The organism is Leucobacter shiyiweii, from assembly GCF_052446065.1.
Lineage (GTDB): Bacteria > Actinomycetota > Actinomycetes > Actinomycetales > Microbacteriaceae > Leucobacter.
Map to the genome: position 1 here is coordinate 689,702 of NZ_CM127080.1, position 14,909 is coordinate 704,610.

At 63.0% G+C, this 14,909-nt stretch carries 17 protein-coding genes; 10 read left to right on the plus strand and 7 right to left on the minus strand.

Features of this window, described 5'->3' with window-relative positions:
• Positions 1-8: 8 nt before the first annotated feature.
• A complete protein-coding gene (locus ACTNFJ_RS03305) occupies positions 9-872 on the plus strand; it encodes an SseB family protein (RefSeq protein WP_435906538.1) in 864 nt (287 codons plus the stop codon).
• Here the strand turns inward: ACTNFJ_RS03305 and ACTNFJ_RS03310 are convergent.
• From ACTNFJ_RS03310 to ACTNFJ_RS03320, 3 genes are read right to left on the minus strand one after another with little or no spacing between them, the layout of a single operon-like run.
• Positions 869-1,195: a branched-chain amino acid transporter permease gene (locus ACTNFJ_RS03310; RefSeq protein ID WP_435906537.1), complete on the minus strand. Its 327-nt coding sequence runs from the start codon at positions 1,193-1,195 to the stop codon at positions 869-871. The genes ACTNFJ_RS03305 and ACTNFJ_RS03310 overlap by 4 nt on opposite strands.
• Positions 1,188-1,931: an AzlC family ABC transporter permease gene (locus tag ACTNFJ_RS03315; RefSeq protein ID WP_435906536.1), complete on the minus strand. Its 744-nt coding sequence runs from the start codon at positions 1,929-1,931 to the stop codon at positions 1,188-1,190. Before ACTNFJ_RS03315 ends, ACTNFJ_RS03310 begins: the two co-directional genes overlap by 8 nt.
• Positions 1,932-1,961: 30 nt before the next feature.
• On the minus strand, positions 1,962-2,330 hold the full coding sequence (locus ACTNFJ_RS03320; protein WP_435906535.1) for a DUF1844 domain-containing protein: 369 nt from the start codon (positions 2,328-2,330) through the stop codon (positions 1,962-1,964).
• Positions 2,331-2,650: 320 nt separating this feature from the next.
• Between ACTNFJ_RS03320 and infC the strand changes: the two genes are divergently transcribed.
• The 4 genes from infC to ACTNFJ_RS03340 all read left to right on the plus strand — a co-directional run bounded on the left by infC (position 2,651) and on the right by ACTNFJ_RS03340 (position 4,769).
• Positions 2,651-3,214, plus strand: a complete 564-nt coding sequence (gene infC, locus ACTNFJ_RS03325) for a translation initiation factor IF-3 (protein WP_435906721.1) — start codon at positions 2,651-2,653, stop codon at positions 3,212-3,214.
• 66 nt (positions 3,215-3,280) lie between these two features.
• Complete coding sequence (gene rpmI / locus ACTNFJ_RS03330) at positions 3,281-3,475, plus strand: 50S ribosomal protein L35 (RefSeq protein WP_433647003.1); 195 nt, start codon at positions 3,281-3,283, stop codon at positions 3,473-3,475.
• 39 nt (positions 3,476-3,514) lie between these two features.
• The gene (gene rplT, locus ACTNFJ_RS03335; RefSeq protein ID WP_435906534.1) at positions 3,515-3,901 is read left to right on the plus strand and encodes a 50S ribosomal protein L20; all 387 of its coding nucleotides are present in this window, start codon (positions 3,515-3,517) and stop codon (positions 3,899-3,901) included.
• Positions 3,902-3,977: 76 nt separating this feature from the next.
• Positions 3,978-4,769: a TrmH family RNA methyltransferase gene (locus ACTNFJ_RS03340; protein ID WP_435906533.1), complete on the plus strand. Its 792-nt coding sequence runs from the start codon at positions 3,978-3,980 to the stop codon at positions 4,767-4,769.
• Here the strand turns inward: ACTNFJ_RS03340 and ACTNFJ_RS03345 are convergent.
• Genes ACTNFJ_RS03345 through ACTNFJ_RS03360 form a run of 4 tightly spaced genes read right to left on the minus strand, consistent with a single transcriptional unit; the run spans position 4,766 to position 8,076 of the window.
• Positions 4,766-6,073, minus strand: a complete 1,308-nt coding sequence (locus ACTNFJ_RS03345) for a Dyp-type peroxidase (RefSeq protein WP_435906532.1) — start codon at positions 6,071-6,073, stop codon at positions 4,766-4,768. The two genes, ACTNFJ_RS03340 and ACTNFJ_RS03345, sit on opposite strands and share 4 nt — an antisense overlap.
• On the minus strand, positions 6,060-6,635 hold the full coding sequence (locus ACTNFJ_RS03350; RefSeq protein ID WP_435906531.1) for a copper chaperone PCu(A)C: 576 nt from the start codon (positions 6,633-6,635) through the stop codon (positions 6,060-6,062). Before ACTNFJ_RS03350 ends, ACTNFJ_RS03345 begins: the two co-directional genes overlap by 14 nt.
• Positions 6,636-6,661: 26 nt before the next feature.
• Positions 6,662-7,378: a copper resistance CopC family protein gene (locus ACTNFJ_RS03355; protein WP_435906530.1), complete on the minus strand. Its 717-nt coding sequence runs from the start codon at positions 7,376-7,378 to the stop codon at positions 6,662-6,664.
• 56 nt (positions 7,379-7,434) lie between these two features.
• The gene (locus tag ACTNFJ_RS03360; protein ID WP_435906529.1) at positions 7,435-8,076 is read right to left on the minus strand and encodes a hypothetical protein; all 642 of its coding nucleotides are present in this window, start codon (positions 8,074-8,076) and stop codon (positions 7,435-7,437) included.
• Between the two features lie 33 nt (positions 8,077-8,109).
• Between ACTNFJ_RS03360 and pheS the strand changes: the two genes are divergently transcribed.
• From pheS to ACTNFJ_RS03385, 5 genes are all read left to right on the plus strand, one after another.
• The gene (gene pheS, locus ACTNFJ_RS03365) at positions 8,110-9,150 is read left to right on the plus strand and encodes a phenylalanine--tRNA ligase subunit alpha (RefSeq protein ID WP_435906528.1); all 1,041 of its coding nucleotides are present in this window, start codon (positions 8,110-8,112) and stop codon (positions 9,148-9,150) included.
• Positions 9,150-11,705 carry a phenylalanine--tRNA ligase subunit beta gene (gene pheT, locus ACTNFJ_RS03370; RefSeq protein WP_435906527.1) on the plus strand — a complete coding sequence of 852 codons (2,556 nt, stop codon included), beginning with the start codon at positions 9,150-9,152 and terminating at the stop codon, positions 11,703-11,705. Before pheS ends, pheT begins: the two co-directional genes overlap by 1 nt.
• A 117-nt stretch (positions 11,706-11,822) precedes the next feature.
• Positions 11,823-13,250 (plus strand): threonine synthase, encoded by a 1,428-nt coding sequence (gene thrC, locus ACTNFJ_RS03375; protein ID WP_435906526.1) that lies wholly within the window; start codon positions 11,823-11,825, stop codon positions 13,248-13,250.
• A 27-nt stretch (positions 13,251-13,277) separates the two neighbouring features.
• On the plus strand, positions 13,278-14,471 hold the full coding sequence (locus ACTNFJ_RS03380; protein WP_435906525.1) for an AI-2E family transporter: 1,194 nt from the start codon (positions 13,278-13,280) through the stop codon (positions 14,469-14,471).
• Entirely contained in the window at positions 14,468-14,878 is a 411-nt protein-coding gene (locus tag ACTNFJ_RS03385) for a phage holin family protein (RefSeq protein ID WP_435906524.1), read from the plus strand. Before ACTNFJ_RS03380 ends, ACTNFJ_RS03385 begins: the two co-directional genes overlap by 4 nt.
• Positions 14,879-14,909 lie beyond the last annotated feature (31 nt).

Here is a 14,909-nt window from a genome sequence, read left to right on the forward strand (position 1 = left end):
CCGACGCCATGGCCATCAAGCGGCTTCCCTCGACGGGGGATGCGCCCCGTTCGACGGGGGTCCCCGCCAGCCTCGTGCCAGGAGGCGAGAGCGATTCGGCCGGGTTCCCCTGGCAAGGAAGAACATTCGACCACCATGCATCAGCGTTCGAGGGTGATGACGGTGAGACGCCAGTCCCGTTCTCGCTCGCGGTCGACGCGCTTCGCTCTGCCGCGACGGCACGCGATCTGAGGGCCCTCGCCGACGCGTCAGCACACGCACTACTTCAGCTCTCCGGCAGCCGGGTGCTCATTCCTTTGCTCGCTGAAGCCGGCGAGATTGGAGTAACTCCGGACGGCCGGACCGTCGAGAAAACGCAAGAGCTTTCGATCGTGACGGTTGCTGGCCCGGACGGGCGGCGTGTCATGCCAGTCTTCAGTTCGGTGCGCGCGATGGGGGCTTGGAATCCAACGGCCCGTCCGATCCCGGTGCCCGGCCCGCAGGTTGCGCTGGCCGCAGCTCAGGAGGAGACTGACCTGATCATTGTGGATCCCGGAACCGTTGAGCGCGAGTTCGGGGTGCGCCGCACCGCGCTCGAGGCGCTCGCGCTCGGGCAACACCTGGTACCAGCATGGGCAGACCCGGGAGTGCGCGAATCGTTCGAGATCTCAGTTGCTGACGACCTCCGTGTGCGTGCGCTCGAGATACGTCCGGGCGATCCCGAGTGCAGGCTTCTTGCCCCCGAAGTTGAAGTGGTGCTTCATCTTGCGCCAGGGCTTGATCGTGAGGCACTTGACGAGCTCATCGACCGTGCACAGCGCAGGTGGGCCTCCAGTGCCGTCATCGCCGCGCGCGTCGACTCGCTCAGGGTGCTGCCGAGAGCGCACGCCTAGAAGAAATTGATCAGCAGTACGTACACACCTGTGCCAACGAAAATACTCACCAGGGCCCGACGCCCAGCGAAGAGATGCACGAGAATGGTGACCACAGCGGCGGCTGCCACACTCCAGAACTTCTCGGGACGTGCTGCAATTTCTCCCTGCACTACCACCACCGCGAGAATCAGCAGAATGCCCACCGGCATCCACTGACCGAGCTTCTGCACAAACTTCGATTTCCGTAGTGGCTTGAGAATGGCAAACGGGACGGCGCGCAGGAGCAGGGTGATGAGGCCACTCAGGGCGACCGCAGCGAGCATGTACCAGAATTCAGGCATTGGTGCCCTCGCTCTCGGTTCGATGCCGGCGAGTCCACGCGTAGCGCAGGCTGAGGAGCGCACTGAAAATGATCAGAGACGCGAGTAGTTCAGCTCCGGGCACCGCGAATATCGCGACGGTCACTGAGAGGCCAGCGAGCACTACTGAGGGAACTTCGCGCCGCGACCGTGCTGCGTCAAGTGTCATAACGATGAACAGTGCACATAATGCGAACTCGAACCCTTCGATGGGCTCTGGAAGCAGCGAAGCCAACGCCACCCCTACGAGCCCACCGCCCACCCAGTAGGCCTGCATGAACAACTGACCCGCGACCATACGCCGCGATGAGTTCTGCTCCCGCGGGAGAAGAACGTAGGTCGCGTAGGCCTCGTCGATCATGGCGTACACCGAGTAGGCCCGGGCCAGGCCGGGTCGAGCGACGGTGACCGGAAACGAGAGGGGATAAAACACGTGACGGAAGTTCACGGCAAGCACTGCCGCCGCGATCGTGACGAGTGGCAGGCTCGCCGCGATCATGCTCACGAGGAGCAATTCGACGGATCCGGCAAAGACGCCAATCGAGAGTGCTGGCGCGAGCCACCAGGGCAAGCCGGCTTGAATGACGAGCACGCCGAGGGCGATGCCGAGCGGGAAGATGCCGAGCCCGACTCCGAGAGAGTCGAGAAAGCCCGCGCGCACCTGCGCGGTAGGTGCAGGGCCTACGTCGTTCTCTGGTTGCGATGACCCGTGAGGCATCGCTTTAGCCTAGACCAGCGGCATGATTGATTAGATCACCGAACCGGTCCACTTTTCGCCGGGGCCCGCACCTGGGGCATCGGGGAACGTTGATGCTTCGCGGAAGGCAAGCTGAACCGAGCGCAGTCCGTCGCGCAAGCTCCTCGCGTGCATGTCGCTGATCTCCGGCGCGGCAGCGGTGATCAGCCCTGCGAGCGCGTTGATGAGCTTGCGTGCCTCATCGAGATCAGTCTGGTTCTCTGGATCGTCGGCGAGACCGCATTTGACCGCTGCCGCACTGAGCAGGTGCACGGCCGCGGTCGTGATGACCTCGACGGCCCCGACATCCGCAATGTCGCGAGCCGCCTGCTGCGCGTCGATCGGCTGTTCTTCTGCGGCGGAAAGGTTGTGTTCACTCATGCTGTCCTCTTCTGAAACGCAGGTCCGAATCGCTCCGGTTGGCTGAAAGGCGCGGTTCTGCTAGAATTCTTGAGGTTCCCGGCATTTTGCCCGGAACTCGCAAGTGGAGTTACTCCCACCCGCCACCGAAATACAGGTTATCGGGTTGTTGACACCCCGTCGTACACGACAGCAGAAAAGGGTGTTGGAAAGCGCGTGCGCGATCCACTATCTCACCTTGCGAATGCCCCAATCCGGGGCGAGTTCAGCACACGAGATCAGAGGAGCCGGCGATCAGCGATCCCCGTACGAATGACAAAATCCGCGTCCCCGAGGTGCGACTGGTAGGGCCCAGTGGCGAACAGGTCGGTGTCGTGTCGATCGAGCATGCACTGCGCCTCGCGGCGGATGCTGATCTCGATCTCGTCGAGGTTGCCCCCAACTCGAAGCCGCCCGTTGCCAAGATTATGGACTTCGGGAAATTCAAGTACGAGGCTGCGCAGAAGGCAAAAGAAGCTCGTCGTAACCAGGCAAACACCGTGCTGAAAGAAGTTCGGTTTCGTCTGAAAATTGACACTCATGACTATGAGACCAAGACCAAGCGTGCGATCGGGTTCCTGGCGCAGGGTGACAAAGTCAAAGCCATGATCTTGTTCCGTGGTCGCGAGCAGTCGCGCCCTGAGCAGGGCGTACGACTGTTGCAGAAGTTCGCGGAAGACATCGTAGAGTTTGGCACGGTCGAAAGCAGTCCGCGCCTTGACGGTCGCAACATGGTGATGGTTATCGCCCCGCTGAAGAATAAGAGCGATGCAAAAGCTGAGCAGAACGCTCGTCGAGCGGAGGAGAAGGCGACTCGCAAGGCCGCCGAGAACTCCGACGCCGCCGAATCAGAATCGGCGAACTAGACCAACGGCCCCCGCGGTCGTGACCCACGTTGTCGCCGAGGCGGCGCACCACAACAAGGAGAAATGATGCCCAAGCAGAAGACCCACTCCGGGGCCAAGAAGCGCTTCAAGGTGACCGGCACCGGCAAGCTCATGAAGCAGCAGGCAGGCATGCGTCACAACCTCGAGGTGAAGTCCTCGAAGCGTAAGCGTCGCCTGAACGCCGACCAGGTGCTCTCGCCCGGTGATGTGAAGCAGGCTAAGAAGCTGCTCGTTCGCTAGGCACCCGGTTTACCCACGTATTTTTAAGGAAGATCTGAAATGGCAAGAGTCAAGCGGGCGGTAAATGCCCACAAAAAGCGTCGCGTAATTCTTGAGCGCGCCGAGGGTTACCGCGGTCAGCGTTCACGTCTGTACCGTAAGGCAAAAGAGCAGGTCACGCACTCGCTCGTTTACGCATACAACGACCGGCGCAAGCGCAAGGGCGATTTCCGTCGCCTGTGGATCCAGCGCATCAATGCGGGGGCGCGGGCCAACGGCCTGACCTACAACCGCCTCATCCAGGGCTTGGGCCTGGCGGGTGTTGAGGTGGATCGCCGGATGCTCTCCGAGCTGGCTACCAACGAGCCCACCGCGTTTGCGGCGCTCGTTGAGGTTGCGAAGAAGGCTCTTCCCGAGGATACTTCCGCGCCGAAGGCTGCTGCATAAGTCGTCTCGCGGGCAAACGGGTCTCGTCGCTTCAGCGGCGGGGCCCGTTTCCGTTTTGCCCAGCTAGGCTGGTTTGGTGATCGAAAATCCGAAGGCTCCCCGAGTACGCAAAATTGCAGCCCTTGCGCGGAAGAAGGATCGCCTGCTCGCCGGCTTCTTTCTCGTTGAAGGGCCACAAGCGGTGCGCGAGCTTCTCATTCACCGCCCCGAGCTGGCCGACACCGTCTTTGCCACCATGGGAAACGATTCCTGGCAGCACGAGATGGAGCGGTTGGCTGATGCCGCGGGAGTCCCGATCGAGCGAGTGACAGACTCGGTGCTTGCTGCGATGGCTGAGACGGTGCATCCCCAGGGGGTGGTGGCCGTTGCGCAAATTGAAGAGGTTTCCCTGGCCCAAGCTCTCGCCGGAGCTAAGCTTGTCGCGATCATGCATGAGGTGCGCGATCCGGGCAATGCCGGCACGGTACTCCGCGCCGCAGACGCAGCGGGGGCCGATGCCGTGATCTTCGCCGGAGACTGCATTGATCCGTGGCACCCCAAGGTCGTTCGATCAACTACAGGATCACTGTTTCACTTGCCGGTTGCGACCGCTGCGACCCTCGCGGATGCGGTCGATGCTGCGCGCACGGCGGGACTCAGCGTGCTCGCGGCGGATGTACGGGGCGACGACCTGATGAGCGCGGATGCGGCACTCACGGGCCCCGTTGCCTGGGTGTTTGGCAACGAGGCCCGCGGGCTCAGCGACGCGGAGAGGGATCTCACGGACCGGTCGCTGCGTCTCCCAATTTTCGGAAAGGCCGAGTCGCTGAACCTCGCTACTGCCGCCTCAGTCTGCCTCTACACAACGGCATTCGCGCAGCGCTCCTAAGCGAGAAGCGATTGTGCAAGGGTTCCGCCCGGTCGAAACCCGGGCAGGATCGCGAACACCGCAGACCCCGTGTGCGTGATCCACTCGTTTAACATGTCGACCTCGTCGAGCCGCTGCTGGATAGGGACGAATTGCCGCAGCGGGTCTCGCTGGTAGCACGCAAAGAGCAGTCCCGCTTCGTCACCGTCGGTGTAATTCACCGCACGCCGGAACACGCGCTCGGACGGATCCACTGAGTGCGCGCGGCGGACGTGCGCGGCGCTGGGAATCACCGTGAAGCCGAGCGCATCTTTGGCTTCGAAGTCGACGGGGGTGTGCTCGTCGCCACCGGTGAGTGGGGCACCGTCAGAGAGCCTCCTGCCGACGCTCTGCTCACGGCCTGGGCGGTCAACCTGATCCCAGGTGTCGAGCTCCATGCGAATCCGCCGCAGCACAAATGCGCTCCCGCCGGCGAGCCATCCGGCTTCTGAGCCCAGCCATACGAGCGAGTCGAAATCATTGTCCTCCGATGACGGATTCACGGTGCCGTCGACCTGCCCCATGAGGTTGCGCATAGTGGTGCCGTCACTCTCTGCTCCGCGAGCCTGCCGAAAACCCTGCTGTGACCACAGTGGATCCGCGAAACTGCCCAGGTCTCGATCGAGCATGCGAGCGGCGTGTGCAATCGGGAGAAGATCGTCTGACTGCAGAATGAGGAGCAGATCGCCTCCGTTAAACCGCTCGTCGAGTTGATCACGACTGAAGGCGGGAAGCGGTGCCAGCCATTCAGGTCGTCTCGTTGGGTCCACGCGCTCGACTAAGCCGGGGCCGACCCCGACGGTGATCGTAAGTCGTGCCGGTCGGGCCGCGAGCTCGGGTTCAGGATCTGCGAGGGGTCCTGTCCCTGCGGTTAGACCTTCGATGTCGCCGGTGAGAATACGAAACATACGTGTGAGCGCCGCCGCGTCTGTCTCGGGGAGCAGCCGGTATGACACGAACCTGGTGTGAGCGGCCGGGACCGATGCGATTCCTGCCTGGTGGTCGCCGTGACAGGGCAGGCTCTCTCCGCCAAAGCCCCACAAGTCTCCACCAGGGCCAGCTGCTCGAACGGACTCCTCGCCCGCGGCATCGGCTACCGCCACCGGATCTGTGCGCAGCGCCGGAATGCCGAGGGCAGCCCCGGCTCCGAGCACGGCACCGAGACCGAGGCCTGCCGCGCCCCCGGTGAGGAGGGCGCGGCGGCCGATGTGCGGCGACCGTTCGGCGTCGGGGCCAGAAAGGCCTAGGCGCTTCCGGTTCTGCGCATCGTGACTAGTGTGCGGCATGCTCGGTATCGCTCATGCCGTGTGAGTCTTCGGCGGACTCGGAGTGTTCGCCGTGACCGGCAGAGTATTCCTCATTAGCCCCGCCGTATTCCTTCACGAGGGCGGTGAGCGTGACGCTGGAGCCGTCGTCAAATGTCAGGGTGACCTCGACATCTTCGCCAGCGAGCAGGGGCGCTGGCATCTGCATGAGCATGATGTGATTGCCCCCGGGCATCAGTTCGAGCGTGCCGCCAGCGGGTACCACTACGTCACCCTGAATCTCTTGCATTACGCCGTCGGCGGTTACCTCATGTAACTCGACCATTCCGGCTGCGGGGCTCACGACACCGGTGATAACCAGGTCAGTCTCACCGAGGTTGGTGAGGGTGCCGAACAAGCCGGTCATTCCCTCCCCAGCCTTGGCCCAGCCATCGACAAGGGTGACGCTCTGCTCGCTCGCCGAGGCTGCCTCGGACGTGGTTGCGACCTCTGCTGCCGGGGTTGCGCCGGTAGCGCAGCCTGTCAGTAGTGGCGCCGCGATCAGGAGCGCTGCGGTGCTTGAAAATACAAAAAACTTACGCATGTTGAACAACCTTTATTTTGTCAGTGTCAGTCTGTTGTGGGGGCGGATCCGGGTGTGTGCCCGTCGTCCCCGAATGTCTGTGCCCGCCTCCGGGAACCAATAATGAGTGCTCCTCCAAGTGCAGCAACTACACCGGCCACGCCTACAGCCACGAGTACCCACACCCAGGGCCCGGTGAAGGTGGTACTCGTCTCGGCCGTGTCACCACCGCTATTCTCACCAAGTTGGGTGGTGACTTCAGGAGCCGATTGGTCGTCACTCCCGCCTGCTTGGGATCCGGCTTCGGCCAGCGCGATCGTGCCGCTACCGTCTTGTGCCACGGTGAGTGTGAGCGCCCCGGAGATCGGGTGACCGTCACTCGAAACGACCCGCCATGCGATTGCTACATTTCCCGCGGTTGTCGGTGTCTGCAGCGCCTGCGTGACCGTGCGTCCGTCGACAACCGGTGGCCCGTCGAGGGCATCGGTCCCCTCGGCATCGGTCGCGATGAACTCCGCTCCGACATCCAGGATCTCGTTGTTGAACTGCAGAGAAAACCCTTGAACCTCGCCGGTTCCTTCGTCTGAGACCACATCGAATCCCACCAGCTCATCGTGTGCGAGGGCTGGAGCTGCAGAACCAAAGGTCAGCGCTACTAGGGCGAATCCGGCCGCGGCAATCGCGGCGATCCTCGACCGGGTCGGGGTGGTCTTTTGGGGTGATGCCGTGCGCGCGGGAACGCGCGCGAGTGTGAACGCTCTCATGATGTACTCTCTCCCGGTTACCGGGGTTGGCGAATAACCGCCGCGAGAGGCGACGGTCAGGAGGCGGGAGCGAGGCGAACCGGAGGCCCGCGATGACTAATCGCCGAGAGCGAGACGAGGCAGTCTCGGCGGGTGTGGTCGCGCGAGACCCAACCGCGTGGTGCCGGAAGCGATAGGGGCGAGACCGGCAGGTGGAGGGCTGTGGGCAGCAGTCGAGCGAGCAAGGTGCCGAGCCCCAGAATTGCGCGCTCGCCGCTCGCAAGCAGTGCGATGGTCGCGATCGCGGCGAGCGCGTGCGCGATCCACATCGTCCATCCGGCGGCACCGGCCTCTGTGAGGGCCGGCACGAAGCTCGTCGCGCCCAGTTGATGCACGTGGCCGGAGGCTTCTGGGGAGGCGGTTGCCGCGGATCCAGTCGCGACACCGAGCCCCGCGAACGACCAGTGATAGATAAACTGGCTCGCCGAAACCCCGAGCGATACCCGCCATACGGAAGCGACGCGCCCGGCTAGCGCCACGCAGAGTGGGAGTGCAAGCACGGCCGTGGCCACGAGTGCAAGGAGCGTTACCTGGCCCCCTGCGAGTGCGTGTGAGGCCGCTGCGAGAAGAGTCGCGGCAAACGCACCGAGCGCGCCCCGCGCGGTTCGTGCCGCGCGGCTCTGGTTCTCGCGCGTTTGCGCGGTGAGATCACGGGCCACCCCTCAAGTCTACGCCGGGTAAGATTGGCAAACGTGTCAGAGACCAACCCCATTACCCAGGACGCGGCCGACGCCGCGGTTCACGCCGCGCTCGCCGCCTTCGCCGCAGCCACGACTGTCGCCGAACTCAAGCAGGCCCGCACCGAACACGCTGGCGAGTCCTCCGCACTTGCCGCACTCAATGCGCAAATGCGAGCAGTGCCCAAGGAAGAGAAGGCAGCTACGGGCAAGCTCATGGGCCAGGCCCGCGCCCGCGTTGAGGGCGCCTTCTCGGCCCGAGAGGTCGAGCTGGCTGCGGCAGAGGCCGCCGCTCGCTTAGTCGCCGAGACGGTCGATGTTACCGAGGCACCGACTCGCCGGCGCAGTGGAACGCGACACCCCCTTGCCCAGCTGCAAGACGAGATATCAGAGGTCTTCGTGGGCATGGGCTGGGAGGTGGCGGAGGGTCCCGAACTCGAACATGAGTGGTTCAACTTTGATGCGCTCGGGTTTGACCCGGACCATCCGGCGCGCGCGATGCAAGACACATTCTTCGTCGAGCCCGCCGAGCGGCACCTGCTGCTTCGCACCCACACTTCGCCTGTGCAGGTGCGCTCGCTGCTCAGCCGCGAGCTTCCGCTGTATGTCATCGCCCCCGGCCGTGTCTATCGCACTGACGAACTCGACGCTACCCACACCCCGGTCTTTCATCAGGTTGAAGGCATCGCCATCGATCGTGGTCTCACCATGGCTCATCTGCGCGGCACGCTCGAGCACTTCGCCCGTCAGATGTTTGGGGAGGAAGCGAAAATTCGCCTTCGGCCGAACTTCTTTCCCTTCACCGAGCCCTCTGCAGAGATGGACGTGTGGCAGCCCAACGCGAAGGGCGGAGCACGCTGGGTCGAGTGGGGAGGCTGTGGCATGGTCGATCCGAACGAGCTTCTCGCCGCGGGCATCGATCCTGACCAGTACCAGGGCTTCGCCTTCGGCATGGGCATAGAACGAACCCTGCAGTTCCGGCATGACATCAACGACATGCGCGACATGGTTGAAGGCGATGTGCGCTTCAACACTCAATTCGGAGGCTTGGTCTAATGCGTATTCCGCTCTCATGGCTCGGTGAACACGTCACCCTGCCCACAGACACCACGCCCGAGCAGGTGCACGCTGATCTCGTGCGTGTCGGTTTCGAAGAGGAGTCGATCCGTCGTTTCGAAACCACCGGGCCGGTGGTCGTGGGCCAGGTCATTTCTCGCGAGCCTGAGCCGCAGTCAAACGGAAAGACCATCAACTGGTGCCAGGTGCGTGTTGCGCCCGAGGGCCAGCGGGCGGCTGACGGCGGCGAAGACGTGCGCGGCATTGTGTGCGGTGCCCATAATTTCGAGGCGGGCGACAAGGTTGTCGTGACCTTGCCGGGTGCCGTGCTGCCTGGCGACTTCCGCATCGCTGCGCGCAAAACCTACGGCCACGTGAGCGACGGGATGATCGCCTCTGCGAAGGAGCTCGCGCTGGGCGAAGATTCCGAGGGCATCATCGTGCTCTCGCGACTGGGGCTCGATCCCGAAGTCGGCGCAGACGCACTCGCGCTGCTCGGCATGCGCGACACCGCAGTTGAGATTAACGTCACCCCGGACCGGGGGTACGCGTTCTCGATTCGAGGTGTCGCCCGAGAATACTCGCACGCGACAGGAGCAGAGTTTCGCGATCCCGCGCTTGGCCTCTCGATCGAGCGTGGATCGGGATTCCCGATCGTGCTCGACGACCAGGCCCCGATCCGCGGGCGGAAGGGCGCGACCGGTTTCATCGCTCGGGTGGTGCGAGGGGTTGACCCCACGCGCCCGACACCGCCGTGGATGGTGTCGCGTCTGCAACTCGCGGGGATCCGCTCGCTCGCTCTCGAGATTGACATCTCGAACTACGTGATGCTCGAATTCGGGCAGCCCCTGCACGCCTACGATCTGACGAAGCTCACGGGCGGTATCACCGTGCGCCGCGCCGAACCGGGGGAGACCCTGGTCACGCTTGACGGGCAGGAACGAAAGCTACACCCGGAGGATCTTCTCATCACCGACGAGTCAGGGCCGATTGGTTTGGCCGGGGTGATGGGCGGTGAATCCACCAAGACCGACGACCGCACCACGGATGTACTGATTGAGGCGGCGACCTTCGACCCGGTGTCGATCGCGCGTACGCTGCGTCGGCACAAGCTGCCGAGCGAGGCCTCCAAGCGCTACGAGCGCGGCGTTGATCCGCTGGTGGCTCGTGCTGCGGCGCAGCGCATGGTTGACTTGCTGGTTGAACTCGGAGGCGGAACGGTCGACGCCCTCGGTGCCGAATTGGTGGCGCCGTTCGAGCCCACCGTCGTGCGACTGCCACTGGCGCGCGTCAACGGACTCCTGGGCACCGATATCTCAGATGAGGAGTCTCGGCGAGCGATCGAGATGATTGGCTGCGAGGTGATAGTCGAGGCGCATGATTCCGGCGATGTGCTCGTCGTGACGCACCCGAGCTGGCGAAGCGATCTGACGCGGCCCGCTGATCTCGTAGAAGAGGTGGTGCGAATCGTCGGGTACGACCGAATTCCCTCGGAACTCCCTGTGGCGCCAGCTGGGCGGGGTCTCACCCGTGCGCAGCGCCTGCGCCGCCGCGCCGCTGATGTGACGACCGCATTCGGATTCGACGAAGTGCAGAACTACCCGTTCGTCAGCCGCACTCAGCTGGAGAGCTTCGGCGCACCGAGTGAAGGCGACACGACGCAGGTGGCAGCGGTGAAGCTCGCGAACCCGCTCGACGGCGAAGCGCCGTTCTTGCGCCGGTCGTTGCTTCCCGGTCTGGTAACCGCAGCCCAGCGCAATGTGTCGCGTGGACTCACCGATCTCTCGTTGGTGGAATTCGGCTCGGTGTTCGAGCCTCCCGCCGCTGGTGCCTCGCTCGGTACCGACTCGGTGCCGCCGCTCGCCGAGCGACCGAGCGACGCGAGGTTGGCTGAGCTTGACGCTTCAATCCCGATCCAGCCGCTGCACGCGGCGGGCATCCTGCTGGGTGATGCTGTCGCGAAGCAGCCCGGACAACCCGCCCGAGACGCCGACTGGGCCGACGCGCTAGATGCCGCCCGAGTGGTGGCGGGAGCAGTGTCATGTGAGCTCGTCGTGCGCCAGGGCACCCACCGCGCCTTCCATCCAGGTCGCACGGCCGAACTCTGCGTTCTGGTCGACGGCGAACTGCGGTCAGTAGGTGTCGCGGGAGAACTTCTACCCGAGCTTTCCGCGGCGTTCCACCTCCCCGGGCGGGTTTCGGCATTCGAACTCGATCTGGGGCTGCTCATCGAAGTGGCGCCCCGCGAACCGCGGACTCGCCAACTGTCAACTTACCCGGCAGCCACGCAAGATCTCACGCTGCTCGCTGACCTCTCGATCCCCGCTGATGCGGTTCTCGCGACGGTTGTGGCGGGTGCCGGCGATTTGCTCGAACACGCCCGGATCGTCGATGACTATCGTGGGTCGGGGGTTCCTGAGGGCAAGCGTGCGCTGACATTCGCGTTGCGTTTCCGTGCAGAAGACCGCACGCTCAAAGCTGAGGAAGCGAGCGCGGCGAAGCTCGCTGGGGTCGCAATGGCTGAGCGCGCGTTCGGCGCGAAGCTGCGCGAGTAGGAGGCCAGCCGCTGAGGGTAGGTCGGGCCTCGTGCGCGGTCGTCACCCAAACACAAGATAGCTGCTTGAATAGAGGGTGAGAGCGCTTGCTGCGCACACATTCTGAAGGAGCAATTGGTGAAGTTCATCTCGACGCGCGGGGGCATGGACCCCGCGCCGTTCAGCGAAACTCTGATCGAGGGGCTAGCCCCAGACGGGGGTCTCACGGTTCCTGAACAGTTGCCAACTGTGAGTCTCCCTGAGATCGAATCTTGGCGAGACCTGAGCTACCCCGAGCTCGCGACAGAGGTTATCAGTCGTTTCGCGACCGATATACCTCGAACTGAGCTCGAGCGCATGTGCTCCACTGCTTATAGCTCTGAGAATTTCGTTTCAGCAGAGATCGTGCCACTCACACCTATTGGCGAGTCCATCACCCTGGTTGGCCTCTCAGAGGGTCCCACGCTCGCGTTCAAAGACATGGCGATGCAGTTTCTGGGTGAGGCGTTGGAGTTCGTGCTCGCGCAGCAGGATCGTACGCTAAATATCCTCGGTGCCACCTCGGGAGACACCGGATCCGCAGCGGAGTATGCGCTTCGCGGAAAAGATGGCGTCTCTGTGTTTATGCTGTCCCCGCAGGGCCGCATGAGTGCATTTCAGCGTGCGCAGATGTACTCACTCACCGATCCCAACATTCACAACATTGCGGTCGATGGAGTGTTTGATGACTGCCAGAACTTGGTGAAGGAGCTCTCGGGCGATCTCGAGTTCAAGCGTGCGCACCACCTGGGCACGGTGAACTCAATCAACCTCGGGAGAATCACCGCCCAAGTGGTCTATTACTTCTGGGCGTGGCTACGCGCGACCGATGCACTCGACGCGAGCGCGCGACGCACCCAGCAGGTCTCGGTCACCGTCCCCTCAGGGAATTTCGGGAACATTCTCTCGGGCCATTTCGCGCGGAGAATGGGCGTTCCTATTAGACGCCTCGTGCTCGCTGCAAATGAGAACAATGTGCTCGACGACTTCTTTCGCACCGGTATTTATCGGCCACGCAGCGCGGCGCAGACGCATGCCACGTCAAGTCCCTCTATGGACATTTCAAAAGCTTCAAACCTGGAGCGATTCATCTTCGACCTCATCGGAGGTGACGGGGCGACGCTCGCCGGCTTGTGGAGCCGACTCGCCACCGATGGCTACTTCGATTTGAGCGCTGAACTGGACCGCTTTGTAGACGAGTTTGGGATTGTTAGCGGCACGAGCACGCACGCGGACCGCGTGGCGACCATCCGATCGGTGCACGACGAAACCGGTGTCACCATCGATCCACACACCGCTGATGGTGTGAAGGTTGCGCGGGAGTATGTTGAGCCTGGAATACCCATGTTGGTCCTCGAAACCGCAAAGCCGACGAAGTTTCCTGACATTGTCGAGGAAGCGATCGGCGAAAGGCCCGCGTTGCCGCAACACCTGGGCGGTCTGCTGGATTTGCCACAGTATGTGACAGAGATGCCCGACAACGCAGCCGAGCTGCGCGCATTTATCTCGGAGCGCGCGCTACTCTAGGGCTTCGCATCAACGGAGGGAAGAAGCATGTTCGGAAGTCGGAAACGAGGGACAGGTTCCGCCGTCAGCGCGCGGCGGACGCCGCCTCAGTCACCGGTTGCCTTGGCCGAGCATGGTGGCGGGGGGATCCCTGTCCGGGGAGCGTGGCGCGACGGGCTGGGGCTCCTGGCCACACGTTCCTTGCAGATCATCATTGTGGTGCTGCTCCTCGCGGGTCTGATCTGGGGGCTTCGAATCCTCAGCACCGTGGTGATCCCAATTCTGATCGCCCTCATTCTCGCGAGCACGTTCTGGCCTGCAACGCAGTGGCTGCGTAAGCACAAGCTTCCCGGCGCGCTGATCGCCGCCATAGAGCTCCTCGCTATTGTGCTGCTTCTGTCGGGAGTAGCCTGGCTTATCACGTGGGCGGTGCGCGATCAGTGGGATGAACTCGCTTCACAGGCGCAGAGTGGCATTCAGGAATTGCTGGGCTGGATCAACACACTGCCGTTCGCGCCCAGTGGGGAGCAGCTCGACGAGTGGCAAGCTCAGATCGTGGACTTCGTGACGACGGCCGACTTCGGCTCCGGAGCGGTGGCCGGCGTGGGAGCAGTTGCGAGTTTTGTTACCGGTTTGGTCCTTATGGTGGTCGTACTGTTCTTCTTCTTGAAAGATGGGCCAGCGATCTGGCGCTTCGCTCTGCGCCCGTTCGAAGGTCGAGCTCTCGCGCGCGCGGAGCGTATTGGCCAGAAGACGGTGGATACGCTGGGTTCCTACATTCGCGGCACCGCGAGTGTCGCCCTGATCGATGCGATTGGCATTGGCATCGGCCTGGTAATTCTGCAGGTGCCGCTCGCGCTCCCGCTTTCGGTTCTCGTCTTTCTGCTTTCGTTCATTCCGCTGGTAGGCGCGACTGTAGCCGGAATCCTCGCGGCACTAGTCGCACTGGTCGCTAACGGCCCTCTGAGTGCTGTGCTCGTTATCGGTGTGGTCGTTCTCGTGAACCAGCTTGAGGGCAATTTCTTGCAGCCCATTCTCATGGGTCGCGCCCTGCGGCTCTACCCGCTAGTTATTCTGCTCGCCCTTACCGTGGGTACAGTGCTCTCGGGGATTCTCGGAGCGGTGCTCGCCGTCCCTCTGGCTGCCGTTGGATGGGGCATCATTCAGGTTTGGGATGGTCCAGATCTGCCTGCGAAGTGGTTCCGAAAACAGTCACCCTATTCAGAAAAGAGCATCTCGTGATTCGTTTCCTGCTCGGGGTCGCCACGAACCTCGTACTATCCGCGTTGGCCCTACTGATCGCTGGTTGGCTACTCCCTGATGTCACACTGCGGCTCGGCGGGTTTTTCGTGGCGGTCGCGATCTTCACCGTCGCCCAGTCGATTCTTGGCCCGTTCGTGTTCAACATGGCACGAAAGTACGCGTCGGCATTGCTCGGCGGGGTGGGCCTAGTGTCCACCTTCCTGGCGCTCTGGGTCGCAACACTCTTTTCCGGTGGTATTCAGATCAGCGGAACGAGCTGGGTGCTCGCTCCATTAATTGTGTGGATCATCACTGCGCTCGGCGGCTGGATTATCTTGGGTATCGTTGTGGAGCGCTACCTGAAGAAGCGCGAGAGGATGAAGCTCGTTCGTCGCGCAACCAAATAGGCACGATTCGCACGTGTGAGCCACGCATGGG